General features: G+C 72.4%; 20 protein-coding genes. 7 read left to right on the top strand and 13 right to left on the bottom strand.

All coding sequences use genetic code 11. From position 1 onward, the window contains the following. Window positions 1-75 precede the first annotated feature (75 nt). Together sufB and CUT83_RS23165 are read right to left on the bottom strand one after the other, a co-directional pair. On the bottom strand, window positions 76-1,497 hold the full coding sequence (gene sufB, locus CUT83_RS23170) for a Fe-S cluster assembly protein SufB (RefSeq protein WP_101257751.1): 1,422 nt from the start codon (window positions 1,495-1,497) through the stop codon (window positions 76-78). Then, window positions 1,494-2,303, bottom strand: a complete 810-nt coding sequence (locus CUT83_RS23165) for a helix-turn-helix transcriptional regulator (RefSeq protein ID WP_101257750.1) — start codon at window positions 2,301-2,303, stop codon at window positions 1,494-1,496. The genes sufB and CUT83_RS23165 overlap by 4 nt, the downstream gene beginning before the upstream one ends. Window positions 2,304-2,572: 269 nt before the next feature. Here CUT83_RS23165 and CUT83_RS23160 point away from each other — a divergent pair, with 269 nt between their 5' ends. From CUT83_RS23160 to CUT83_RS23150, 3 genes are all read left to right on the top strand, one after another. Further along, window positions 2,573-3,499, top strand: coding sequence for an ABC transporter ATP-binding protein (locus CUT83_RS23160; protein WP_101257749.1), 927 nt, complete (start codon window positions 2,573-2,575; stop codon window positions 3,497-3,499). Between the two features lie 151 nt (window positions 3,500-3,650). Further along, a complete protein-coding gene (locus tag CUT83_RS23155) occupies window positions 3,651-4,382 on the top strand; it encodes an ABC transporter permease (protein ID WP_101257811.1) in 732 nt (243 codons plus the stop codon). Between the two features lie 48 nt (window positions 4,383-4,430). Then, window positions 4,431-5,453 carry a COX15/CtaA family protein gene (locus tag CUT83_RS23150; protein ID WP_101257748.1) on the top strand — a complete coding sequence of 341 codons (1,023 nt, stop codon included), beginning with the start codon at window positions 4,431-4,433 and terminating at the stop codon, window positions 5,451-5,453. Window positions 5,454-5,740: 287 nt separating this feature from the next. Here the strand turns inward: CUT83_RS23150 and CUT83_RS23145 are convergent, their stop codons facing one another. Continuing rightward, entirely contained in the window at window positions 5,741-6,091 is a 351-nt protein-coding gene (locus tag CUT83_RS23145) for a hypothetical protein (protein ID WP_101257747.1), read from the bottom strand. Between the two features lie 138 nt (window positions 6,092-6,229). Continuing rightward, the gene (locus CUT83_RS23140) at window positions 6,230-7,204 is read right to left on the bottom strand and encodes a heme o synthase (protein ID WP_101257810.1); all 975 of its coding nucleotides are present in this window, start codon (window positions 7,202-7,204) and stop codon (window positions 6,230-6,232) included. A 425-nt stretch (window positions 7,205-7,629) separates the two neighbouring features. Between CUT83_RS23140 and tkt the strand changes: the two genes are divergently transcribed. Genes tkt through opcA form a run of 4 tightly spaced genes read left to right on the top strand, consistent with a single transcriptional unit; the run spans window position 7,630 to window position 14,206 of the window. Further along, window positions 7,630-9,723 (top strand): transketolase, encoded by a 2,094-nt coding sequence (tkt, locus tag CUT83_RS23135; protein ID WP_101257746.1) that lies wholly within the window; start codon window positions 7,630-7,632, stop codon window positions 9,721-9,723. A gap of 36 nt (window positions 9,724-9,759) precedes the next feature. Next, window positions 9,760-10,878 (top strand): transaldolase, encoded by a 1,119-nt coding sequence (gene tal, locus CUT83_RS23130; protein WP_101257745.1) that lies wholly within the window; start codon window positions 9,760-9,762, stop codon window positions 10,876-10,878. A gap of 5 nt (window positions 10,879-10,883) precedes the next feature. Next, on the top strand, window positions 10,884-12,410 hold the full coding sequence (zwf, locus tag CUT83_RS23125) for a glucose-6-phosphate dehydrogenase (RefSeq protein WP_101257744.1): 1,527 nt from the start codon (window positions 10,884-10,886) through the stop codon (window positions 12,408-12,410). Then, a complete protein-coding gene (gene opcA / locus CUT83_RS31430; RefSeq protein ID WP_101257743.1) occupies window positions 12,407-14,206 on the top strand; it encodes a glucose-6-phosphate dehydrogenase assembly protein OpcA in 1,800 nt (599 codons plus the stop codon). Before zwf ends, opcA begins: the two co-directional genes overlap by 4 nt. A 132-nt stretch (window positions 14,207-14,338) precedes the next feature. On the opposite strand, the gene pgi is transcribed toward opcA, so the two are convergent. The 9 genes from pgi to rapZ form a co-directional block, all read right to left on the bottom strand. Continuing rightward, on the bottom strand, window positions 14,339-16,012 hold the full coding sequence (gene pgi, locus CUT83_RS23115) for a glucose-6-phosphate isomerase (protein WP_101257742.1): 1,674 nt from the start codon (window positions 16,010-16,012) through the stop codon (window positions 14,339-14,341). Between the two features lie 134 nt (window positions 16,013-16,146). Beyond that, a complete protein-coding gene (locus tag CUT83_RS23110; RefSeq protein WP_076971064.1) occupies window positions 16,147-16,482 on the bottom strand; it encodes an RNA polymerase-binding protein RbpA in 336 nt (111 codons plus the stop codon). A 219-nt stretch (window positions 16,483-16,701) separates the two neighbouring features. Continuing rightward, on the bottom strand, window positions 16,702-16,938 hold the full coding sequence (secG, locus tag CUT83_RS23105; RefSeq protein ID WP_093655373.1) for a preprotein translocase subunit SecG: 237 nt from the start codon (window positions 16,936-16,938) through the stop codon (window positions 16,702-16,704). Between the two features lie 150 nt (window positions 16,939-17,088). Further along, on the bottom strand, window positions 17,089-17,865 hold the full coding sequence (tpiA, locus tag CUT83_RS23100) for a triose-phosphate isomerase (protein ID WP_101257741.1): 777 nt from the start codon (window positions 17,863-17,865) through the stop codon (window positions 17,089-17,091). Between the two features lie 148 nt (window positions 17,866-18,013). Next, window positions 18,014-19,216, bottom strand: a complete 1,203-nt coding sequence (locus tag CUT83_RS23095) for a phosphoglycerate kinase (protein ID WP_101257740.1) — start codon at window positions 19,214-19,216, stop codon at window positions 18,014-18,016. A 146-nt stretch (window positions 19,217-19,362) separates the two neighbouring features. Next, window positions 19,363-20,367 carry a type I glyceraldehyde-3-phosphate dehydrogenase gene (gene gap, locus CUT83_RS23090; protein WP_101257739.1) on the bottom strand — a complete coding sequence of 335 codons (1,005 nt, stop codon included), beginning with the start codon at window positions 20,365-20,367 and terminating at the stop codon, window positions 19,363-19,365. Between the two features lie 299 nt (window positions 20,368-20,666). Then, a complete protein-coding gene (whiA, locus tag CUT83_RS23085) occupies window positions 20,667-21,644 on the bottom strand; it encodes a DNA-binding protein WhiA (protein ID WP_101257738.1) in 978 nt (325 codons plus the stop codon). Beyond that, the gene (locus tag CUT83_RS23080) at window positions 21,635-22,654 is read right to left on the bottom strand and encodes a gluconeogenesis factor YvcK family protein (protein WP_101257737.1); all 1,020 of its coding nucleotides are present in this window, start codon (window positions 22,652-22,654) and stop codon (window positions 21,635-21,637) included. The genes whiA and CUT83_RS23080 overlap by 10 nt, the downstream gene beginning before the upstream one ends. After that, the gene (gene rapZ / locus CUT83_RS23075; protein WP_101257736.1) at window positions 22,651-23,607 is read right to left on the bottom strand and encodes an RNase adapter RapZ; all 957 of its coding nucleotides are present in this window, start codon (window positions 23,605-23,607) and stop codon (window positions 22,651-22,653) included. Before rapZ ends, CUT83_RS23080 begins: the two co-directional genes overlap by 4 nt. Window positions 23,608-23,650 lie beyond the last annotated feature (43 nt).

Here is a 23,650-nt window from a genome sequence, read left to right as displayed (position 1 = left end):
CGCCGGTTCCCGGGCTTCCAGCGGCCCGGGAACCGGCTCACGGTCACGGAGGGGGGAGGACGGGTGGCCGGGCGGTCAGCCGACCGCGCCCTCCATCTGCAGCTCGATCAGCCGGTTGAGCTCCAGGGCGTACTCCATGGGCAGCTCCTTGGCGATCGGCTCGACGAAGCCGCGCACGATCATCGCCATCGCCTCGTCCTCGGACAGACCACGCTGCATCAGGTAGAACAGCTGGTCGTCGCTGACCTTGGAGACCGTCGCCTCGTGGCCCATCGTCACGTCGTCCTCGCGGACGTCGACGTAGGGGTAGGTGTCCGAGCGCGAGACGGTGTCCACCAGCAGCGCGTCGCACAGCACGTTGGACTTGGAGTTCTCCGCGCCCTCGCCGATCTCGATCAGACCGCGGTAGGAGGTGCGGCCGCCGCCCCGCGCCACCGACTTGGAGACGATGTTGGAGGAGGTGTTGGGCGCCATGTGCACCATCTTGGCGCCGGCGTCCTGGTGCTGGCCCTCGCCCGCGAAGGCGATCGAGAGGGTCTCGCCCTTGGCGTGCTCGCCCATCAGGTAGACGGCCGGGTACTTCATGGTCACCTTGGAGCCGATGTTGCCGTCGACCCACTCCATCGTCGCGCCCTCGTAGGCCACGGCGCGCTTGGTGACCAGGTTGTACACGTTGTTCGACCAGTTCTGGATGGTCGTGTAGCGGCAGCGGGCGCCCTTCTTGACGATGATCTCCACGACCGCCGAGTGCAGCGAGTCGGACTGGTAGATCGGCGCCGTGCAGCCCTCGACGTAGTGGACGTAGGCGTCCTCGTCGACGATGATCAGCGTCCGCTCGAACTGGCCCATGTTCTCGGTGTTGATCCGGAAGTAGGCCTGGAGCGGGATGTCCACGTGGACGCCCTTGGGCACGTAGATGAACGAGCCGCCGGACCACACCGCGGTGTTCAGCGCGGCGAACTTGTTGTCGCCGGCCGGGATGACGGTGCCGAAGTACTCCTGGAACAGCTCCGGGTGCTCCTTGAGCGCGGTGTCGGTGTCCAGGAAGATGACGCCCTGGCTCTCCAGGTCCTCGCGGATCTGGTGGTAGACCACCTCGGACTCGTACTGGGCGGCCACACCGGCGACCAGGCGCTGCTTCTCGGCCTCGGGGATGCCCAGCTTGTCGTAGGTGTTCTTGATGTCCTCCGGCAGGTCCTCCCAGGTCTGGGCCTGCTTCTCGGTGGACCGCACGAAGTACTTGATGTTGTCGAAGTCGATGCCGCTCAGGTCCGAGCCCCAGTTCGGCATGGGCTTCTTCTCGAAGAGCTTCAGGCCCTTCATGCGGAGCTTCAGCATCCACTCCGGCTCGGACTTCTTGTCCGAGATGTCGCGGACGACCGCCTCGGAGAGGCCGCGCTTGGCCGAGGCGCCGGCGGCGTCCGAGTCGGCCCAGCCGTACTCGTACTTGCCCAGGCCCTCCAGCTCAGGGTGGGCAGTCTCCGTGGGGAGAGTCATGCGGGGTTCCTCCCGGCTGTGCTTGCAGATGCTGTCGCTGCGGTGGTCTTGGATGTCTTGGGTGTCTTGGGTGTCTTGGGTGTCCCGGGTGCTGCCCCGGAAGCCGCTTCGGGGATGAACGTCGTGCACACCCCGTCGCCGTGGGCGATGGTGGCCAGACGCTGCACATGGGTGCCGAGCAGGCGGGAGAAGACCTCCGTCTCCGCCTCGCACAGCTGCGGGAACCGCTCGGCGGCATGCGCCACCGGGCAGTGGTGCTGGCAGAGTTGCTCTCCGCTGGAGGCGGGCGCGCCGCGCGCGGTGGCAGCGTACCCGTCCCTGGACAGGGCCTCGGCCAGGACCCTGGCCCTCTCCCCGGGCGCGGCCCTCTCCAGCTCGGCGCGGTAGCGCTCGGCCTGGGCGGCGACCCGGGCGCGGGCGAAGTCCGCGACCGCGGCCCGCCCCTTCTCCCCGCCGCCGGCGGCCTGGGCTATCCAGTTCATGGCGTCGACGGCGAGCTGGTCGTAGGCCTGGTCGAAGGCGCTGCGGCCGTAGTCGGTGAGCGCGAAGGCCCTGGCTGGGCGGCCCCTGCCACGTGAGCCGTAGACCCGCTTCTCGCGGGGCTCGACCACGCCCTCGGAGACGAGCGCGTCCAGGTGGCGTCGTACCGCCGCCTGGGTGAGCTCCAGCCGCTGGGCCAGTTCGGCCGCGGTGGACGGGCCGTGGTCGAGGATGGAGCGCGCGACCTTGTTGCGGGTGCCGTGGTGCTCGTCCGGGGCCGGATGGCCTGGGGCGCGGGTGTCACCGCCGCCGTGGTGGGCCGCCATGTGCTCTCGCGCCTCCTCGCTCCGTCCCGGGTCCGCAGTGCTCCCGCCCGCCGCGGCCGGGCCGCGGGCTCGGCGGGCGCGCTTTTTCACAACGCCATTGTTGCGTAATTCCGGGGAGGCGGGCAAGCCGCACCCTGACCGGCCCGGATGGGGTGCGTCACGTAAGGCGTGCCTTACCCGCAACGCCGTCGGCGCGACCCGGCGGCACGGTCCGGCGACGGCGCGGCCCGGCGGGGGCGGCGCGCCCGCGGGCTCCTACACTCGCCCGTATGCGAGACACGGCGGCCGTCGAGGTCGCGGGACTGGTGAAGCGGTACGGGAGCAGGACGGCGGTGGACGGGCTGGACCTCACCGTCGGGCGCGGCACCGTCACCGCCGTCCTCGGCCCCAACGGAGCCGGCAAGACCACCACCATCGAGACCTGTGAAGGCTACCGCCGCGCGGACGCCGGCACCGTCCGCGTCCTGGGTCTGGACCCGGTCGCCGACGCCGCCGCGCTGCGGCCCCGGATCGGGGTGATGCTCCAGAGCGGTGGGATCTACCCAACCGTCCGCGCCGCGGAGATGCTGCGCCACACGGCCGCGCTGCACGCCCACCCGCTGGACACCGGCGCGCTGATCGAACGGCTGGGGCTGGCCGGCTGCGGCCGCACCCCCTACCGGCGGCTGTCCGGCGGCCAGCAGCAGCGCCTGGCGCTGGCCATGGCCGTCGTGGGACGGCCCGAACTGGTCTTCCTGGACGAGCCGACCGCGGGCCTGGACCCGCAGGCCCGCCGCTCCGCCTGGGACCTGGTGCGGGAGCTGCGCGCGGACGGTGTGACGGTGGTGCTGAGCACCCACTTCATGGACGAGGCCGAGGCCCTGGCCGACGACGTCGCGATCATCGACGAGGGCCGGGTGATCGCGCGGGGCAGCCCCGAGGAGCTGTGCCGCGGCGGCGCCGAGAACACCCTGAGCTTCACCGGGCGCCCCGGCCTCGACCTGGCCTCCCTGCTCAAGGCGCTGCCACCGGACACCGCCGCCGCCGAGACGGCCCCGGGCTCGTACCGCCTGACCGGCACCGTCGATCCCCAGCTCCTGGCCACGGTGACGTCCTGGTGCGCGCAGAACGGGGTGATGCCGGACGGCATCGCGGTGGAGCGGCACACGCTGGAGGACGTCTTCCTGGAGTTGACGGGCAAGGAGCTGCGCTCGTGAGGCGGTACGCACACACCGGCCGGGGGTCCGGGGGTCGCCCCCCGGAGGAACACAGCCTGGAGTTGGCGGGCAAGGAGCTGCGCTCGTGAGTACGGAGAACACCGGGCCGGGCACCTACGCCCCCGCCCCCGGCGCGGCCCCGCTGCCGCGGATGATCGCCGCGCAGGCCGCACTGGAGACGCGGCTGCTGCTGCGGCACGGCGAGCAGCTGCTGCTGACGATCGTCATCCCCACCCTGCTGCTGGTGCTGTTCAGCGCGGTGGACATCGTGGACCTGGCCGGGGAGGAGGGCGGCGGAGGCGGTCGCGTGGACTTCCTGGCTCCGGGCGTGCTGGCGCTGGCCGTGCTCTCGACCGCCTTCACCGGCCAGGCGATCTCCACCGGCTTCGAGCGGCGCTACGGCGTCCTCAAGCGGCTGGCCGCCTCCCCGCTGCCCCGCTGGGGGCTGATGACCGCCAAGACGTGTGCGGTGCTGGTCACCGAGGTGCTGCAGGTGGTGCTGCTGACCTCGGTGGCCCTGGCGCTGGGGTGGTCGCCGCACGGCAGCCCGCTCGCCGTAGCGCTGCTGCTGGTCGCCGGGACGGCGGCGTTCTCCGGTCTCGGACTGCTGATGGCCGGGACGCTGCGGGCCGAGGCGACGCTGGCGGCGGCCAACCTCGTCTTCGTCCTGCTGCTGGTCGGCGGCGGGGTGGTGGTGCCGCTGGAGAAGTTCCCCGAGCCGGTGCGCGCGGCGCTGGAGCTGCTGCCGATCTCCGCGCTCTCCGAGGGACTGCGCGAGGTGCTGCGGGACGGGGCCGGGATGCCCTGGGCGAACCTGGCGGTCCTGGGCGTGTGGGCGGTGGCGGGCCTGGCCGCCGCGGCCCGCTTCTTCCGGTGGGAATGACCGCTCCCCGCGCCCCCTCGTGAAAGCTTGCACAAGCGCCCGCCTACCATGGTGCCCGTGCCCAATCTGCTCGAATTCGCGCGAAACCCCGTCGCGTACGTCGCCAGGCGCTGGACCCCCGCCCAGCGCACCGTGGAGCGCGCCACCCTGACCGCGCTCGTCCTGAGCGTGCTCATCGTGGTCACCGGCGGGGTGGTGCGGCTGACCGGCTCGGGACTGGGGTGCGACACCTGGCCCAAGTGCAGCGGGGACAGCCTGATCGCCACACCCGAGATGGGGCTGCACGGCGCCATCGAGTTCGGCAACCGTCTGCTGACGTACGTGCTGTGCGCCGCCGTCGGCTGGGCGATCGTCGCGGTCCGCTCGGCGGAGCCGCGCCGCCGGGGCCTGTCGCGGCTGGCCTGGTCGCAGTTCTGGCTGGTCGTCGCCAACGGCCTGCTGGGCGGCGTGACGGTGCTGCTGCGGCTGAACCCGTACACCGTCGCCGCGCACTTCCTGCTCGCCAGCGTGCTCATCACGGTCACCGCCGTCACCTGGCTGCGCGCCCGCGAGGGCGACGACGTGCCGCGCCCGCTGGCCGGGCCGCGTATCCGGCAGCTCGCGGCGGCGCTGACGGCCGTGTCCGTGGTGCTGATCGTCGTCGGCACCATGGTGACGGGCGCGGGCCCCCACGCGGGCGACAGCAGCGAGGTGCCGCGGATGGGCGTGGACTGGGAGACGACCGCCAGGGTGCACGCCCTGCTGGCCTGGGCCGTGGTGGCCCTGACCGTGCTGCTGTGGCTGACGCTGCGGGCCGTGGACGCGCCCCGGCGCCCTCGCGCCCGCACCCGGGACCTCTTCCTGGTCCTGCTGGCGCAGGGCGTCATCGGCTACGTCCAGTACTTCACCGAGCTGCCGGAGGTGCTGGTCGCGGCGCACCTGCTGGGCTCCTGCCTGGTGTGGGTCGCCACCCTGCGGGTGCTGCTGTCGCTGCGCGAGCGCGGTCTGCCGCCGGTGGCGGCGGACACGGGCGCCGCGGCGTCCGCGCCCGCCGACCGGCCGGCTCCGGCTCCGGCCGCGTCCGGACTGTAGGACCTCGGCGGTGAGGGCCGGGCGGGGGAGCCCCCCGCCCGGCCCTCACCGCGTTCTCCCCTCACCCGGCGGGGACCGCGCCCGGACGCGGCGGGGCCCCGGTGCGGCCGTGCCGCACCGGGGCCCCGCGCGCCTGTGCCGGACGGCGGACGAGCACGGGAGGCGGCGGAACACGGTGGCGCCAAAGGGCGTCCGGCAGGCCCTCGCGGCCGCCCCGGAGCGCTCCCGCGTCAGTGGTTCCCGGGCGCGTCAGCGGTTCCCGGGCGCGTCAGCGGTTCCCGGGCGCGTCAGCGGTCCTTGGGGCCTCCGACCTGGATGCCCGCCATCCGCTCCCACTCGTAGGGGCCGGTGCGGATCCGGGCGGCGAGGTCCCCGTCGAGGGTCTCGTGGACGGTGACCCCCGCCTTCTGCGCGGCCTTCTGCGCGACCTCGCGGGAGGGGGCCACCAGATCGCCCCAGCCGCCGTCCTCGCCGACGAGGACGATGCGCACGCCGCGCTCGCCGATGTAGGAGATCTGGGCGTCGGCGCTGCCGCCGCGTTCCTTGACGAACGCGGTGATCTCCTTGGCGAGCTTGGTCACCCAGCGCTGGGCCTTGGCGTCGGGCCCGGTCTCTTCCGCCTGCTGTGTGCTGTCCATGAACAGGATGCTACCGACGGGTAGATCGCCTGGCGACCGCAGCTCCGGGTGGCCTGCGCCACGCCCGGCGCCGGCCCCGGGCGGGTGCGGAGCCGACGCGGGACCGGCGCGGGACCGGCGTGCGGGACCGGCGCCGGATCAGCGCAGGAAGGGGTCCACCGCCACCGCCACGAACAGCAGCGACACATAGGTGATGGACCAGTGGAACAGCCGCATCTCCTTGAGCTTGGCGCCCGTGACCCCGGCCTTGGCCCTGGCCTGGAGGGCGTGCGCCTCCCACAGCCACCAGCCGCCCGCGGCGAGCGCGACCAGCGGGTAGAACCAGCCGACGTAACCCAGCGGCCACAGGGCCAGCGAGACGGCCACCATGATCCAGCTGTAGACCACGATCTGCCGGGCCACCGCGCGGTTGCCCGCGACGACCGGGAGCATCGGGACCCCCACGCGGGCGTAGTCGTCCTTGACCTTCATCGACAGCGGCCAGTAGTGCGGCGGCGTCCAGAAGAAGATGACCAGGAAGAGGACGACGGCGGCCCAGCTCACCTCGTTCTTCACCGACGACCAGCCGATGAGCACGGGCATGCAGCCCGCGATACCGCCCCAGACGATGTTCTGGGCGGTGCGCCGCTTGAGGATCATCGTGTAGACGACGACGTAGAACAGCAGCGCACCCAGGGACAGGGCGGCCGAGAGCCAGTTGACCGTCCAGCCGAACCACAGCGTGGAGACCACGGCCAGCGTGATGCCGAAGACCAGGGCCTCGCGCGGGGTCAGCACACCGGTGACCAGGGGGCGCTGCTCGGTGCGGTGCATCAGCGCGTCGATGTCCCGGTCGATGTACATGTTCAGCGCGTTGGCACCGCCCGCCGACAGATAGCCGCCCAGGCAGGTGGCCAGGACCAGCCACAGGTCGGGGACGCCCTGTTCGGCGAGGAACATCACCGGAATGGTGGTGATCAGCAGCAGCTCGATGATCCGCGGCTTGGTCAGCGCCACATAGCCCTTGATGCGGGCCCCGAGCGGCCGGTGTGCTGGGCTCTGATCGAGCTCCCCCACAACCCCTCGGGTGTGGGCGGTATCCCCACCCGCGGGACGGGATTCGACGGCCGTCACGGACACCCCTGATCACGATGCGACATGCGCGGCTCGCGCCGCGTGGGAACAAGCGAGTCCGGACCTTCGGGAAGGTCCCCTCACGACTCGCACGTACCACGCCACTGTAGACGCTGGCCATACGCCGCTCGCTCCGGGGGTCGCCCGTGTCGGTGCGCCCCGCCGGGGGGTGCTCCGGCGGGGCGCGGGCAGGGGGTGCACAGGGCCTCTCGGGGCACCGGAAGGCCGCGCTCATGTGCGCCGGGCGTTCCACAGATGCCCAGGTGAGACCCATCGCACGCCCGTTTTCACACAGTTTGGTCCACCGGCTTCCCAAAGGGTGAGCGGACCGAAAGAGGGAACCCTGGCGAGGGTACGCTCGACACCGCCCGGTGTGACCTGACAGACACCGGCCTTCGACATGTGGAGAGGAGCCCTGACGCAGGGTGAGCACCAAGCCGACCACCACAGATCTCGAGTGGACCGAACTGGATCAGCGGGCTGTCGACACCGTACGGGTCCTGGCAATGGACGCCGTGCAGAAAGTCGGTAACGGACACCCCGGTACCGCCATGAGCCTCGCTCCGGCGGCGTACCTGCTCTTCCAGAAGCTGATGCGGCACGACCCGTCCGACGCGCGGTGGACGGGCCGGGACCGGTTCGTCCTCTCCCCCGGCCACACCAGCCTGACGCTGTACATCCAGCTGTACCTGTCCGGCTACGGACTGGAGCTGGAGGACCTGAAGGCCTTCCGCACCTGGGACAGCAGGACCCCGGGCCACCCGGAGTACGGCCACACGGCCGGGGTCGAGACCACCACCGGCCCGCTGGGCCAGGGCATCGCCAACGCCGTGGGCATGGCGATGGCCGCCCGCTACGAGCGCGGCCTGTTCGACCCGGACGCCGCCCCGGGCACCTCCCCCTTCGACCACACCGTCTGGACGATCGTCTCCGACGGCGATCTGGAGGAGGGGGTCTCGGCCGAGGCGTCCTCGCTGGCCGGCCACCAGAAGCTGGGCAACATCGTCGCCCTGTACGACGACAACCACATCTCCATCGAGGGCGACACCGCGACCGCGCTGTCCGAGGACGTCCTGGGACGCTACGAGGCCTACGGCTGGCACGTCCAGCGCATCGAGCAGGCGCCCAGCGGCGACTTCGACGTCCAGGCGCTGTACGCGGCGCTGAAGGCGGCGCGGGAGGAGACCGAGCGGCCCTCCCTGATCGCCGCCCGCACGATCATCGCCTGGCCCGCGCCGAACGCCCAGAACACCGAGGCCTCGCACGGCTCCGCGCTGGGCGAGGAGGAGGTCGCGGCCACCAAGCGGGTGCTGGGCTTCGACCCGGAGAAGGACTTCGAGGTGGCCGACGAGGTCCTTCGGCACGCCCGCGAGGTCGTGGACCGGGGCCGCCGGGCGCGCCGGGCCTGGGAGGACGGGCTCGCCAAGTGGCGCGGGGCCAACCCCGACCGCGCCGCCGAGTTCGACCGGATCAGCGCCGGGAAGCTGCCCGAGGGCTGGGAGAAGGCGCTGCCCTCCTTCCCCGCCGGCAAGGACATGGCCACCCGCAAGGCGTCCGGCGCGGTGCTCAAGGAGCTGGGCGGTGTGATCCCCGAGCTGTGGGGCGGCTCCGCCGACCTCGCGGGCTCCAACAACACCACCATCGACGCCTCCTCGTCCTTCCTCCCGGCGGACAACCCGCTGCCGGAGGCGGACCCGTACGGCCGCACGGTGCACTTCGGCATCCGCGAGCACGCCATGGGCTCGACCATGAACGGCATCGCGCTGCACGGCAACACCCGGATCTACGGCGGCACCTTCCTGGTGTTCTCCGACTACATGCGTCCGGCGGTGCGGCTGGCGGCCCTGATGAGGCTGCCGGTCACCTACGTGTGGACGCACGACTCCATCGGACTGGGCGAGGACGGCCCGACCCACCAGCCGGTCGAGCACCTGGCGGCGCTGCGCGCCATCCCGGGCCTGAACATGGTGCGCCCCGCCGACGCCAACGAGACCGCGATCGCCTGGCGCGAGATCATGCGCCGCCACGGCGACCGTCCGGCCCCGCACGGCGTCGCGCTGACCCGCCAGAACGTGCCGACCTACGAGCCCAACGAGGACGCCGCCCGCGGCGGATACGTGATGTTCGAGGCCACGGACTCCCAGGGGCGCGAGTGCGAGCCGCAGGTCGTCCTCATCGCCACCGGCTCGGAGGTGCAGCTCGCCGTCGCCGCGCGCGAGTCGCTCCAGGCCGAGGGCGTGCCCGCCCGGGTGGTGTCGATGCCGTGCCTGGAGTGGTTCGAGGAGCAGGACCTCACCTGGCGCGAGCGCGTGCTGCCGCCGTCGGTCCGGGCGCGCGTGGCCGTCGAGGCCGGTGTCGGCCTGACCTGGCACCGCTACGTCGGCGACGCCGGCCGGATCGTCTCCCTGGAGCACTTCGGCGCCTCGGCCGACTACAAGGTGCTCTACCGCGAGTTCGGCCTGACCGGCGAGGCGGTCGCCGCCGCCGCCCGGGAATCCATCGCGGCCGCCGCACGCTGACGCCAACAGGCAACGAGATCAGGAGATGCATCCCTCATGACAGACGCACTCAAGCGCCTGAGTGACGAAGGCGTGGCGATCTGGCTGGACGACCTGTCCCGCCAGCGCATCACGTCCGGCAACCTCGCCGAGCTGCTGAACGAGCAGCACGTCGTGGGTGTCACCACCAATCCGTCGATCTTCCAGAAGGCGATCTCCGAGGGGCACGGCTACGACCGGCAGCTCACCGACCTCGCCTCCCGCGGTGTGACGGTGGAGGAGGCGATCCGGATGATCACCACCGCCGACGTCCGCGACGCCGCCGACATCCTGCGCCCGGTCTTCGACGCCACGAACGGGCAGGACGGCCGGGTCTCCATCGAGGTGGACCCGCGGCTGGCCCACGCCACACGGCCCACGGTCGCCGAGGCCAAGCAGCTCGCCTGGCTGGTGGACCGCCCCAACACCCTGATCAAGATCCCCGCCACCACCCCCGGGCTCCCGGCGATCACGGAGACCATCGCCGCGGGCATCAGCGTCAACGTCACGCTGATCTTCTCGCTGGAGCGCTACCGGATGGTGATGGACGCCTACATGGAGGGTCTGGAGCAGGCGAAGGCCAGGGGCCTGGACCTGTCGGAGATCCACTCCGTGGCGTCGTTCTTCGTCTCCCGGGTGGACACCGAGATCGACAAGCGGCTGGCGGCCCTGGGCACCGACGAGGCGCTGGCGCTGCGCGGCAAGGCGGCGCTGGCCAACGCCCGGCTGGCCTACCAGGCGTACGAGGAGGTCGTCGCCTCCGACCGCTGGGCGGCCCTGGAGTCCGCCGGCGCCAACCGGCAGCGCCCGCTGTGGGCCTCCACCGGCGTGAAGGACCCCAGCTACCCCGACACCCTCTACGTCACCGGCCTGGTCGCCCCGAACACGGTGAACACCATGCCGGAGGCCACCCTGGAAGCCGTCGGCGACCACGGCGAGATCACCGGCGACACCGTGCGCGGCACCTACGAGCAGGCCCGTGCCGACCTCGACGCGATCGCGAAGCTCGGCATCGGCTACGACGAGGTCGTCGAGCAGCTCGAGGTCGAGGGCGTGGAGAAGTTCGAGCAGGCCTGGAACGACCTGCTGGCCTCCACCGAGACCGAGCTGAAGCGCCTCGCGCCGAAGGAGGCATAGAGCAGGTGAGCAGCGCAGCCAACCCGCTGCGTGACGCACAGGACCGGCGGCTCCCGCGCATCGCGGGGCCGTCGGGCCTGGTGATCTTCGGCGTCACAGGCGATTTGTCACGAAAAAAGCTGATGCCCGCCGTCTACGACCTGGCGAACCGGGGCCTGCTCCCACCGGGCTTCTCCCTCGTCGGCTTCGCCCGCCGCGAGTGGGAGGACCAGGACTTCTGCCAGGTCGTGCACGACTCGGTCAAACAGTACGCCCGCACCCCCTTCCGCGAGGAGGTCTGGCGCCAGCTCGGCGAGGGGATGCGCTTCGTCCCCGGCGTCTTCGACGACGACGCCGCGTTCGCCCGGCTGAAGTCCACCATCGAGGAACTGGACAAGTCCCGCGGCACCGGGGGCAACTTCGCGTTCTACCTCTCGGTGCCGCCGAAGTTCTTCCCCAGCGTCCTGGAGCAGCTCAAGAAGCACCAGCTGTCCGAGGCACCCGACGGCTCCTGGCGCCGCGCGGTCATCGAGAAGCCCTTCGGCCACGACCTGGCCAGCGCCCAGGAGCTGAACCGGGTCGTCCACCGGGTCTTCCGCCAGTCCGACGTCTTCCGGATCGACCACTACCTGGGCAAGGAGACCGTCCAGAACATCCTGGCGCTGCGCTTCGCCAACACGCTGTTCGAGCCCCTGTGGAACCGCTCCTACGTGGACCACGTGCAGATCACGATGGCCGAGGACATCGGCATCGGCGGCCGCGCGGGCTACTACGACGGCATCGGCGCCGCGCGCGACGTCATCCAGAACCACCTGCTCCAGCTGCTGGCCCTGACCGCGATGGAGGAACCCGTCTCCTTCGACGCCAAGGCGCTGGTCACCGAGAAGCTGAAGGTGCTCAACGCGGTGCGGCTGCCCAAGGACCTGGGCCGGCACACCGTGCGCGGCCAGTACCGGGCGGGCTGGCAGGGCGGCGAGAAGGTGCCCGGCTATCTGGAGGAGGAGGGCATCGACCCGGCCTCCCGGACGGACACCTACGCCGCCATCAAGCTGGAGATCGACAACCGCCGCTGGGCGGGGGTCCCCTTCTACCTGCGCACGGGCAAGCGGCTGGGCCGCCGGGTCACCGAGATCGCGGTGGTCTTCCAGCGCGCCCCCTACTCCCCCTTCGACGCCACCGACACCCGGGAACTGGGCCAGAACGCCCTGGTCATCCGGGTGCAGCCGGACGAGGGCGTCATGATCCGGTTCGGCTCCAAGGTGCCCGGCACCTCGATGGAGATCCGCGACGTCACGATGGACTTCGCCTACGGCGAGTCCTTCACCGAGTCCAGTCCCGAGGCGTACGAGAGGCTCATCCTGGACGTGCTGCTGGGCGACGCCAACCTCTTCCCCCGGCACCAGGAGGTCGAGCGCTCCTGGGAGATCCTGGACCCGGTCGAGGAGTACTGGGACGCGCACGGCAGGCCCGAGCCGTACACCGCCGGGACCTGGGGTCCCCAGGCGGCCGACGAGATGCTCGCACGCGACGGACGGAGCTGGCGGCGGCCATGAACATCGACCTCACGGACACCACGTCCGGCCGGATCAACGCTGCTCTGGTGCGAGCGCGGCGGGCGATGGGCAGCCCGGCCGTCGGGATGGTGCTCACGCTCGTCATCGTCACGGACGAGGGCAGCCACTACGACGCGCTGAAGGCGGCCAGCGACGCGTCGAAGGAGCATCCCTCGCGCATCCTCGTCGTGGTGCGGCGTCCGGGCCGCTCGCCCCGCGACCGGGCCATGGCCCGGCTCGACGCCGAGGTGCGGGTGGGCGGCGAGACCGGCACCGGGGAGACGGTCCTGCTGCGCCTCCACGGCGAGCTGGCGAACCACGCACACAGCGTCGTCCTGCCCCTGCTGCTGCCGGACGCGCCGGTCGTCCTGTGGTGGCCGGCCGATCCGCCCGAGTACCCCTCGAAGGATCCCCTGGGCGCCCTGGCGCAGCGGCGCATCACCGACGCGGCGGAGACCGAGGACCCGGTCGCGGCCCTCAGGGGGCGTGCCTCCTCCTACGCGCCGGGCGACACCGACCTGGCCTGGACCCGTGTCACCCTGTGGCGCAGCGTGCTGGCCGCCGCCCTGGACCAGAAGCAGGCCCGTGTGACCCGGGCGGTGGTCGAGGGCGAGGAGTACAACCCCAGCTCGGAGCTGCTGGCGCTGTGGCTGGCCGACCGTCTGGGCGTCCCCGTCGAGCGTGTGCTCTCCGGCGGTCCCGGCATCACGGCGGTGCGGCTGGCCACGGAGGAGGGCGACATCTGCCTGGAGCGCGGCGACGGTTCGCTGGCCACGCTCTCGGTGCCGGGTCAGCCGGACCGGAGCGTGGCCCTGCACCGGCGCTCCACGGCCGAGCTGATCGCCGAGGAGCTGCGGCGCCTGGACCCGGACGGGACCTACGCGAGCGCCGTCCGCTTCGGCCTCGACCGCCTGGTGCGCGGGCAGGTCGCCGAGATGGAGGCGGCCGAGGCGGCGCAGGCGCAGGCCGCGCGGGCCACGGGCGGGGAGCAGGCTCCCCCGCAGATCGTCGTCCACCCGGACAAGGAGCGGATGGCCCGGGCCACGGCCGCACGTCTGATCACCGCGATCGTGGACGCGCAGACCGCCCGCGGCCGGGCCCATGTCGCCCTGACCGGAGGCCGGGGCGGTAACGCCCTGCTCGCCGCCCTGGCGCAGGCCCCGGGACGGGACGGCGTGGACTGGTCCCGCGTCGACCTGTGGTGGGGTGACGAGCGGTTCCTGCCCGACGGCGACCCGGACCGCAACCACACCCAGGCCCGCGAGGCGCTCCTGGACACGCTCCCCCTGGAGCCGTCGCGCGTCCACCCGATGCCCGCCGGCGACGGTCCGCACGGCGACGACGTGGACGCGGCCGCCGAGGCGTATGCGGCGGAGCTGGCCGCGGCCGCCGGTGACAGCGGACCCGGCGGCGGCGGTACGGGCGACGGCGGTGGTACGGACGGGGCGGTGCCCGCCTTCGACGTGCTGCTGCTGGGGCTGGGCCCGGACACCCATGTGGCCTCGCTCTTCCCCGGCCATCCGGCCGCGCGGGAGACCGGGCGCACGGTCGTCGGCGTACGGCAGGCGCCCAAACCGCCGCCGACCCGGATCTCCCTCACCCTTCCTGCCCTCCGGGCGGCCCGGGAGGTCTGGCTGCTGGCGGCGGGCGAGGACAAGGCCGAGGCGGCGGCCGACGCGCTGACCGCCGGTGATCCGGCACGGACCCCCGCGGCGGGCGCCCGCGGGCACGAGCGCACCCTGTGGATCCTCGACGAGAAGGCGGCGGCCCGCCTGCCCGAGTCGGTCCGGAGCTGACCGGCCGCCGCAGGAGCCCGTACCGAACGCGGCGGCCCCGCTCCCCCGGAACTCGCCGGAGGAGCGGGGCCGCCGCCGTGAGCGCGGTGGGGGCCTCTCCGGGCCCGCCGGCCTCTGCCGGGGCCCGCCGGGTCAGTCCCGGCCGCGCAGCGAGCGGTAGCGGGCCACCAGGGCCGCCGTGGAGGCGTCCAGCCCCTCCACCTCGGCGCCCTCGGTCAGCGCGGGCTCGATGCGCTTGGCGAGCACCTTGCCCAGCTCCACGCCCCACTGGTCGAAGGAGTCGATGTCCCACACCGCGCCCTGGACGAACACCTTGTGCTCGTAGAGGGCGACGAGCTGCCCCAGCACCGACGGGGTCAGCTCGGAGGCCAGGATCGTCGTCGTGGGGCGGTCGCCGCGGAAGGTGCGGTGCGGGACCTGCTCCTCGGCGACGCCCTCGGCGCGCACCTCCTCGGCGGTCTTGCCGAAGGCGAGCGCCTGGCCCTGGGCGAAGAGGTTGGCCATCAGCAGGTCGTGCTGGGCCGCCAGCGCGGGCTCCAGTCCCGTCACGGGGCGCGCGAAGCCGATCAGGTCCGCCGGGATCAGCCTGGTGCCCTGGTGCAGCAGCTGGAAGTAGGCGTGCTGGCCGTTGGTGCCGGGCGTGCCCCACACCACCGGGCCGGTCTGCCAGTCCACCGGCTCGCCCCGCCGGTCCACGGACTTGCCGTTGGACTCCATGTCGAGCTGCTGGAGGTAGGCGGTGAATTTCGACAGGTAGTGGCTGTAGGGCAGCACCGCGTGCGACTGCGCGTCGAAGAAGGCGCCGTACCAGATGCCCAGCAGGCCCAGCAGCAGCGGGGCGTTCTCCTCGGGCGGCGCGGTGCGGAAGTGCTCGTCGACGGTGCGGAAGCCGTCGAGCATCTCGCGGAAACGGTCCGGGCCGATGGCGATCATGAGGGAGAGGCCGATGGCCGAGTCGTACGAGTAGCGTCCGCCGACCCAGTCCCAGAACTCGAACATGTTCGTGGTGTCGATGCCGAACTCCGCGACCGCCTCCGCGTTCGTCGACAGCGCCACGAAGTGCTTGGCGACCGCCTCCCTCCCCGCGCCCAGACCGGTCAGCAGCCACTCCCGGGCGGAGGTGGCGTTGGTGATGGTCTCGATCGTGGTGAAGGTCTTGGAGGCGACGACGAACAGCGTCCGGGCCGGGTCCAGGCCCTGCAGCGCCTCGTGCAGGTCCGCGCCGTCCACGTTGGAGACGAAGCGGACGTCCAGCTCCCGGTCGGTGTAGGCACGCAGCGCCTCGAAGGCCATCGCCGGGCCCAGGTCGGATCCGCCGATGCCGATGTTGACGATGTGCCTGACGGGCAGACCGGTGTGCCCGGCCCACTTCCCGGCCCGCACCGCCTCGGCGAAGGCGGACATCCGGTCGAGCACGGCGTGGACGGCGGGCACGACGTTCCCGGCGTTCCCCCCGCTCTCCCCCTCCACCTCGATCACCGCGTCGCGCGGGGCGCGCAGGGCGGTGTGGAGGACGGCCCGGTCCTCGGTGGTGTTGATCCGCTCGCCGCGGAACATCGCGTCCCGCAGCCGCGCCACCCCGGTCGCCTCGGCCAGCTCGCGCAGCAGCCGCAGGGTCTCGTCCGTGACCAGGTTCTTGGAGTAGTCCAGGTAAAGGTCGCCGACCCGGACGCCGTAGCGCTCGCCGCGCCGCGGGTCGGCGGCGAACAGCTCGCGCAGGTGCACCTCCCCCAGTTCCTCACGGTGCCTGGCCAGCGCCTGCCACTGCGGCATCCGGTCGAGCCTGCCGCGGCCTTCAGCGTTCATCTGGGAAATCAGTCCATTCCTGTCGTACGGACCCCGCCGCGTCCCAACCTAATGGAACGACGGCCCGGCCGCGCGCCCCGTGAGGGCGTACGGCCGGGCCGTCGTGCGCCGTTGTCCGGCCGGCCGGCCGGCGTTCAGATCTCCCCGCGGAGCTTGGCCAGCGCCTCGGCGAGGATCGCCTCGCCGTCGGCGTCGCTGCGCCGCTCGCGCACGTACGCGAGGTGGGTCTTGTACGGCTCGGTGCGCGGCGGGTCCGGCGGGTTGTCCCGGTCCTTGCCGGCCGGGAAGCCGCAGCGAGGGCAGTCCCAGGTGTCCGGGATCTGCGCGTCGCTGGCGAAGCTGGGTTGGGTCTCGTGCCCGTTGGAGCACCAGAAGGAGATGCGCAGGCGCGGCGCGGACTCGCCTCGCTCGGCCTCCCCCATCGGCCCCGCTCCGACCCGGCTTCCCCGGATCGCGTTGCCACTTGCCACGGTCGTAACTCCCTGCCTTCACGGTGCCGCGGAGCATCGACAGGCCGCTCCGCTGCGGGTGCCCCAGTGTACGTAGGGCCCAACGCGCGTCCACAGACCCGAGTTGCGGCCCCCTTCGGGCCCTGCGGGCGCGAACCTCATGATAGGCCGGGAAGGCGACACGGCGTCAGAGTGCGGCGACCGCCGTCGCGCGGCGGGTGCCGGCAGGCGTCGGCGGCCTCAGCCGTCGAGCTTCATCAGGATGCCGAGCGCCACGATGATGGCGAACCAGATCAGGCCCACCACGACCGTGATGCGGTCGAGGTTGCGCTCGGCGACCGAGGAGCCGCCGACGGAGGACTGCATGCCGCCGCCGAACATGTCGGAGAGGCCGCCGCCCTTCCCCTTGTGCATCAGCACGAGCAGCATCAGCAGCAGGCTGAAGACGATGAGGGCGATGGAGAACCCCAGGATCACGGCTGGACCAACTCTCTCGGACGGATGACGGGAACTGTCGGGACTTGCAGGGTACGGGGCCGGGAGGCGTTGTGCGTGCTCGCTCCCGGCCCCGACAGGGTACGACGTGGACGGCCCGCCGTCACTCGCCGGCGGCGGTCGCCGACGACCCTACTGGTCGCGGAAGCGGACGATCTTCACGAACTCGTCCACGTCCAGCGCGGCCCCGCCGACCAGGGCGCCGTCCACGTCCGGCTGCGCCATGATCGCGGCGACGTTCCCGGACTTCACCGAGCCGCCGTACTGGATGCGGACCCCGTCGGCCAGCTCGCGGTCGTACAGCTCGGCCAGGCGGCCGCGGATCGCGCCGCACACCTCCTGGGCGTCCTCGGGGGTGGCGACCTCGCCGGTGCCGATCGCCCACACCGGCTCGTAGGCGATCACGATACGGGCGGCCTGGTCGGCGGGGATGTCCGCCAGTGCGCCGTCGACCTGGGCGAGGGTGTGGGCGACCTGGTCACCGGCCTTGCGGACCTCCAGGCCCTCGCCCACGCACAGGATCGGGGTCAGGTCGTTCAGGTAGGCCGCCTTGACCTTGGCGTTGCACAGTTCGTCGGTCTCGCCGTGGTACTGGCGCCGCTCGGAGTGGCCGATGGCCACGTAGGTGCAGTTGAGCTTCGCCAGCATCGCCCCGGAGACCTCGCCGGTGTAGGCGCCGGAGACGTGCGCCGAGATGTCCTGGGCGCCGTAGCGGATCTTCAGCTTGTCGCCGTCGACCAGGGTCTGCACCGAGCGCAGGTCGGTGAAGGGCGGCAGGACGGCGACCTCGACGGCCTCGTGGTCCTTGTCGTTCAGGGCGAAGGCGAGCTTCTGGAGGTGGGCGATGGCCTCCAGGTGGTTGAGGTTCATCTTCCAGTTGCCCGCCATCAGCGGGATGCGGTTTGCCATGGGTGGAGGTGCCTTTCAGTTCACTCCGCCGCGGCAGCGGCTCGTGTCGCTGTCGCCCGCGCGGCGCGGGGGCGCGGGCGTCGTGGTCGTTCGCGGCCCGGCGGCCGCGGGTGCTTCCCGGGTGCGCCGGGAGACCCGGCGCACCGGGTCAGTCCTCCAGCGCGGCGAGGCCGGGGAGCGTCTTGCCCTCGAGGTACTCGAGGCTGGCGCCGCCCCCGGTGGAGATGTGGCCGAAGGCCTCCTCGTCGAAGCCCAGGATGCGGACGGCCGCCGCGGAGTCCCCGCCCCCGACGACGGTGAAGGCCGGGCTGTCGATCAGCGCCTGGGCCACGGCCCGGGTGCCCTCGGCGTAGTCCGGGTGCTCGAAGACGCCCATCGGGCCGTTCCAGAAGACGGTGGCCGCGTCGGCGAGCTTGGCGGCGTACAGCTCCTGGCTGCGGGGGCCGATGTCCAGCCCCATCAGGTCGGACGGGATGGCGTCCGCGGCCACGGTGACGGGCTCGGAGGGCGCCTTGGTGCTCAGGTCCGGGAATCCGGCGGCGGCCACCACGTCGACGGGGAGGACGAACTCCACGCCGCGCTCCTCGGCACGCTTGAGGTAGCCCTGGACGGCCGGGATCTGGTCCTCCTGGAGCAGCGAGGCGCCGATCTCGTGCCCCTGGGCCTTCAGGAAGGTGTAGGCCATGCCGCCGCCGACGAGGATGCGGTCGGCGCGCTCCAGCAGATGGTCGATGACGCCGAGTTTGTCGGAGACCTTCGCGCCGCCCAGGACCACGGCGTAGGGGCGCTCGACGTCGTCGGTGAGCTTGCGCAGGACGCCGACCTCAGTGGCGATGAGGCCGCCGGCGGCGTGCGGCAGCCGTGCCGGGAGGTCGTAGACGGAGGCGTGGCGGCGGTGCACCGCGCCGAAGCCGTCGCCGACGTAGACGTCGGCGAGGGCCGCCAGGCTGTCGGCGAAGGCGCCGCGCTCGGCGTCGTCCTTGCTGGTCTCGCCGGCGTTGAAGCGCAGGTTCTCCAGTACCGCGACCTGTCCGTCGGCGAGGGCGCCGACGGTGGACTGCGCGGACTCACCGACGGTGTCGGTGGCGAACGCGACGTCCCTGCCCAGCAGTTCACCCAGTCGCCCGGCCACGGGGGCGAGGGAGAACCGCGGGTCGGGGGCGCCCTTGGGGCGGCCCAGGTGGGAGGCGACGATCACCCTGGCGCCGGCCTCGGCCAGCTTCCCGATCGTCGGGACGGCGGCGCGGATGCGGCCGTCGTCGGTGATGGCCCCTCCCTCGAGCGGCACGTTCAGATCGGCGCGGACGAAGACCCGCCTGCCCGCGACACCGAGGTCGTCGATCGTCTTCATGGTGTGGCTCCGTGGTGGTCTGCTCGGTGGTTTGCACGGTCGCCGGCCCTGCGGCCGGTCATCGCGAGGCGGGGCCCGCGGGGCGCGTCATCGCGCCCCGCGAACCCCGCCGCGTCACGTCTCGGCGCTGCTGTCCGGCAGCGTGGTCAGAGCCGCTCGCCGACGTAGACCGTCAGGTCCACGAGGCGGTTGGAGTAGCCCCACTCGTTGTCGTACCAGCCGACGACCTTGACCTGCTTGCCCTGGACCATGGTCAGGGAGGAGTCGAAGGTGCAGGAGGCCGGCCAGTTGACGATGTCCGAGGAGACGATCGGGTCCTCGGTGTACTCCAGGACGCCCTTCAGCCGGCCCTCGGCGGCCTTCTGGAAGGCGGCGTTGACCTCGTCCTTGCCGACCTCGCGGTCGAGCTCCAGCACGAGGTCGGTGACCGAGCCGGTCGGGACCGGGACGCGCATGGCGATGCCGTCCAGCTTGCCCTTGAGCTGCGGCAGGACCAGGGCGGTGGCCTTGGCGGCGCCGGTCGAGGTCGGGATGATGTTCTCGGCCGCGGCGCGGGCGCGACGCAGGTCCTTGTGCGGGAAGTCCAGGATGCGCTGGTCGTTGGTGTACGCGTGGACGGTCGTCATCATGCCCTTGACGATGCCGAAGTTCTCGTCCATCACCATGGCCATCGGCGCCACGCAGTTGGTGGTGCAGGAGGCGTTGGAGACGACGTGGTGCTTCTCGGCGTCGTAGGCCTCGTGGTTGACGCCCATGACGACGGTGATGTCCTCGTTCTTGGCCGGGGCCGAGATGAGGACCTTCTTCGCGCCCGCCGCCAGGTGCTTGGCGGCGTCCTCGCGCTTGGTGAAGATGCCGGTGGACTCGATGACGATGTCGGCGCCGAGCTCGCCCCACGGGAGGGCGGCCGGGTCGCGCTCGGCCATCGTCCTGAAGGTCTGGCCGCCCACCGTGATGGTGTCGGCGGTGTGGCTGACCTCCTGCTTCAGACGGCCCAGAATGCTGTCGTACTTCAGCAGGTGGACAAGGGTCGCGTTGTCGGTCAGGTCGTTGACACCGACGATCTCGACGTCCGCGCCCTGCTCCAGAAGAGCGCGGAAGTAGTTACGTCCGATGCGGCCGAAGCCGTTGATGCCTACGCGGATCGTCACGAACCGATCTCCTCGCTAGGTACGCCGGTGCGGACACCGGCGAAGCTGTTTGGGATGTCCCCGACCATCTCCGACCCTACCGCGCCGGATGCTCGCGAGTGACATCGGCCACCCGCCGTGTGCGGTGTGGCGCACCGGTGGCAGGACGTACCCGCGAGGGTGCCCGGCAGACATCCCCGGCGCCCGGATCCACGGCCGCGGGCCGCGAAACGCCCGGCCCGCGGGCCGCGAAAGGCGCGGCGCGCGCGGGAGCGGCGCGCAGAGGTGGCGGACGGGCGGCCGGGGTTCCCGGGGCCCGCTCAGCCGACCATCTCCTCCGTCAGGTTCGACTCGGTGCCCGGGACCCCCAGGTCGGCGGCGCGCTTGTCGGCCATGGCCAGCAGCCGCCGGATACGCCCGGCGACGGCGTCCTTGGTCAGCGGCGGATCGGCCAGCGCGCCCAGCTCCTCCAGGGACGCCTGCTTGTGCTCCATGCGCAGCCGGCCGGCCGCGGCCAGGTGCTCGGGCACCTCGTCGCCCAGGATCTCCAGCGCGCGCTGCACCCGGGCCCCGGCCGCGACGGCGGCGCGCGCCGAGCGGCGCAGGTTGGCGTCGTCGAAGTTGGCCAGGCGGTTGGCGGTGGCCCGCACCTCGCGGCGCATCCGCCGCTCCTCCCACGCCAGCACCGACTCGTGGGCGCCCAGCCGGGTCAGCAGCGCGCCGATGGCGTCGCCGTCCCGGACGACGACCCGGTCCACGCCGCGCACCTCGCGCGCCTTGGCCGCGATCTGCAGGCGGCGGGCGGCGCCGACGAGGGCGAGTGCGGCCTCGGGACCGGGACAGGTGACCTCCAGGGAGGAGGAGCGTCCGGGCTCGGTGAGCGAGCCGTGCGCCAGGAAGGCGCCGCGCCAGGCGGCCTCGGCGTCGCAGGTGGCCCCGGAGACCACCTGCGGCGGCAGACCGCGCACCGGGCGGCCGCGGCCGTCGACCAGCCCCGTCTGCCGGGCGAGCTGATCACCGCCCGCCACCACCCGTACGACGTAGCGGCTGCCGCGGCGCAGCCCGCCGGGGGCCATGACCACCAGGTCGGAGGCGTGGCCGAAGATCTCCAGGACGTCCTTGCGGAGTCTGCGTGCGGCGATACCGGTGTCCAGCTCGGCCTCGATCACGATGCGGCCGCTCACCAGGTGCAGTCCGCCGGCGAACCGCAGGATGGAGGAGACCTCCGACTTCCGGCAGCAGGTCCGGGTGACGGGTAGCCGGGAGATCTCGTCCTTCACCGCTGCCGTCATCGCCATGGGCCGATCCTTCCATGCATTCGAAAAATCCGGTCGTACGCGGCGGCCAGCAGCTCCGGGTCGTGCCGGGGGGCTCCGCCCGGGGCGGCCACCGGTGCCAGCTCGACCGTGCCGCCCAGACGCCGGGCGGCGTCGCGGAGGCCCTCCTCGTCGGGCACGGCGGCCCGGTCGGCCAGCACCACGTCGAAGGCGAGTTTAGGGGCGTGTCGGGCCAAAACCTCCAAATGACGCTGCGGGGAGAAGCCGTCGGTCTCTCCCGGCTGCGGCGCGAGGTTGAGCGAGAGCACCCGGCGCGCCCTGGTCTCGGTGAGCGCCTGGAGGAGTTCGGGGACCAGCAGGTGGGGGATGACCGAGGAGAACCACGAGCCGGGACCGAGCACCACCCAGTCCGCGTCGAGGACCGCCTCGACGGCCTCGGGGACGGCGGGCGGATCGTGCGGGACGAGGTGCACCTGCTGCACCTCGCCGGGGGTGAGGGCGACGGTGGCCTGGCCCCGGACGGTGGTGACCTCCCGCGGGCGCGCCGGGTCGTGGCCGCGCACCAGGGCCCGCAGCTCCAGCGGGACGGCGGACATCGGCAGCACCCGGCCGTGCGCGCCCAGCAGCTTGCCCACCAGGTCCAGGGCCTGGACGTGGTCGCCGAGCTGTTCCCACAGGGCGACGATCAGCAGGTTGCCCACCGCGTGCTCGTGCAGGTCGCCCCTGCTGACGAAGCGGTGCTGGATGACCCGGGCCCAGGTCTGGCCCCACTCGTCGTCGCCGCACAGCGCGGCGAGGGCCTTGCGCAGATCACCGGGGGGCAGGACGCCCAGTTCGTCGCGGAGCCGCCCGCTGGAGCCGCCGTCGTCGGCGACGGTGACCACCGCGGTCAGGTCGCGGGTGATCCGGCGCAGCGCGGCCAGCGAGGCGGACAGGCCCATGCCGCCGCCGAGCGCCACCACCTTCGGGGTCCCGCCACGGGCCCTGCGGGTGGTGACCAGGCGCCGCAGTCTGCGGGTGCGGACGGTCACTCGCGTCCCATGTCCCGGTGTACGACGACCGTCTCGACGCCCTCGGCGGCCAGCCGGGCGGCCAGCTTCTCGGACATCGCCACACTGCGGTGCTTGCCGCCGGTGCAGCCGACCGCGACGGTCACGTAGCGCTTGCCCTCGCGGCGGTAGCCGGCGGCGATGAGCTGGAGCAGTTCGGCGTAGCGGTCCAGGAACTCCTTGGCGCCGGGCTGGTTGAAGACGTACTGGGCGACCTCCTCGTTGAGGCCGGTGTACGGCCGCAGTCCCGGCACCCAGTGCGGGTTGGGCAGGAAGCGGCAGTCGACCACGAGGTCGGCGTCGACGGGGAGGCCGTACTTGTAGCCGAAGGACATCACCGTCGCCCGCAGCTCGGGCTCCTCCTCGCCGGCGAACTGGGCGTCGAGCTTGGCCCGCAGTTCGTGGACGTTGAGGGCGGAGGTGTCGATGACCAGGTCGGCGTCGCCCCGCAGCTCGCGCAGCAGGTCGCGCTCGGCGGCGATGCCGTCCACGATGCGCCCGTCGCCCTGGAGCGGGTGGGGGCGGCGCACCGACTCGAAGCGGCGCACCAGGGCGTCGTCGGACGCCTCCAGGAAGACGATCCGGCGGGTGACGTTCTTGGCGTCGAGGTCGGCGAGGGACTCGCGCAGGTTGTCGAAGAAGCGGCGGCCGCGGACGTCGACGACGACGGCGATCTTGGCCACGTTGCCCTGCGAGCGGGCGCCGAGGTCGACCATGGTCGGGATCAGGGCGGGCGGCAGGTTGTCCACCACGAACCAGCCGAGGTCCTCCAGGCACTTGGCGGCGGTGCTGCGGCCGGCGCCGGACATGCCGGAGATGATCACCAGCTCGGGGATGGCGGCGGCGCCGTCGCCTCCGTTTCCCGCGGTCTCCGCGACCGCTCCCGTACTCGTACCCGTGGCCACCTGCGCTCCGTCTCCCATGTGCTCGTTCATCGCGCTCTCCCCCGCCCGCCTGTGCCGTTCCGCTTGTCGATCG

The organism is Streptomyces barkulensis, assembly GCF_002843305.1.
Taxonomy (GTDB): Bacteria; Actinomycetota; Actinomycetes; order Streptomycetales; family Streptomycetaceae; genus Streptomyces; species Streptomyces barkulensis.
This window is presented reverse-complemented; position numbering and strand designations above follow the sequence as displayed.

Bases quoted from the DNA above. Each gene is read 5' to 3' on its own strand.
- whiA (WP_101257738.1), bottom strand. From the start codon at position 21,644: ATGGCGATGACGGCAGCGGTGAAGGACGAGATCTCCCGGCTACCCGTC.
- pgi (WP_101257742.1), bottom strand. From the start codon at position 16,012: ATGAACGCTGAAGGCCGCGGCAGGCTCGACCGGATGCCGCAGTGGCAG.
- rapZ (WP_101257736.1), bottom strand. From the start codon at position 23,607: ATGAACGAGCACATGGGAGACGGAGCGCAGGTGGCCACGGGTACGAGT.
- CUT83_RS23155 (WP_101257811.1), top strand. From the start codon at position 3,651: ATGATCGCCGCGCAGGCCGCACTGGAGACGCGGCTGCTGCTGCGGCAC.
- CUT83_RS23095 (WP_101257740.1), bottom strand. From the start codon at position 19,216: ATGAAGACGATCGACGACCTCGGTGTCGCGGGCAGGCGGGTCTTCGTC.
- sufB (WP_101257751.1), bottom strand. From the start codon at position 1,497: ATGACTCTCCCCACGGAGACTGCCCACCCTGAGCTGGAGGGCCTGGGC.
- CUT83_RS23160 (WP_101257749.1), top strand. From the start codon at position 2,573: ATGCGAGACACGGCGGCCGTCGAGGTCGCGGGACTGGTGAAGCGGTAC.
- CUT83_RS23150 (WP_101257748.1), top strand. From the start codon at position 4,431: ATGGTGCCCGTGCCCAATCTGCTCGAATTCGCGCGAAACCCCGTCGCG.
- tpiA (WP_101257741.1), bottom strand. From the start codon at position 17,865: ATGGCAAACCGCATCCCGCTGATGGCGGGCAACTGGAAGATGAACCTC.
- CUT83_RS23165 (WP_101257750.1), bottom strand. From the start codon at position 2,303: ATGGCGGCCCACCACGGCGGCGGTGACACCCGCGCCCCAGGCCATCCG.
- tal (WP_101257745.1), top strand. From the start codon at position 9,760: ATGACAGACGCACTCAAGCGCCTGAGTGACGAAGGCGTGGCGATCTGG.
- CUT83_RS23145 (WP_101257747.1), bottom strand. From the start codon at position 6,091: ATGGACAGCACACAGCAGGCGGAAGAGACCGGGCCCGACGCCAAGGCC.
- opcA (WP_101257743.1), top strand. From the start codon at position 12,407: ATGAACATCGACCTCACGGACACCACGTCCGGCCGGATCAACGCTGCT.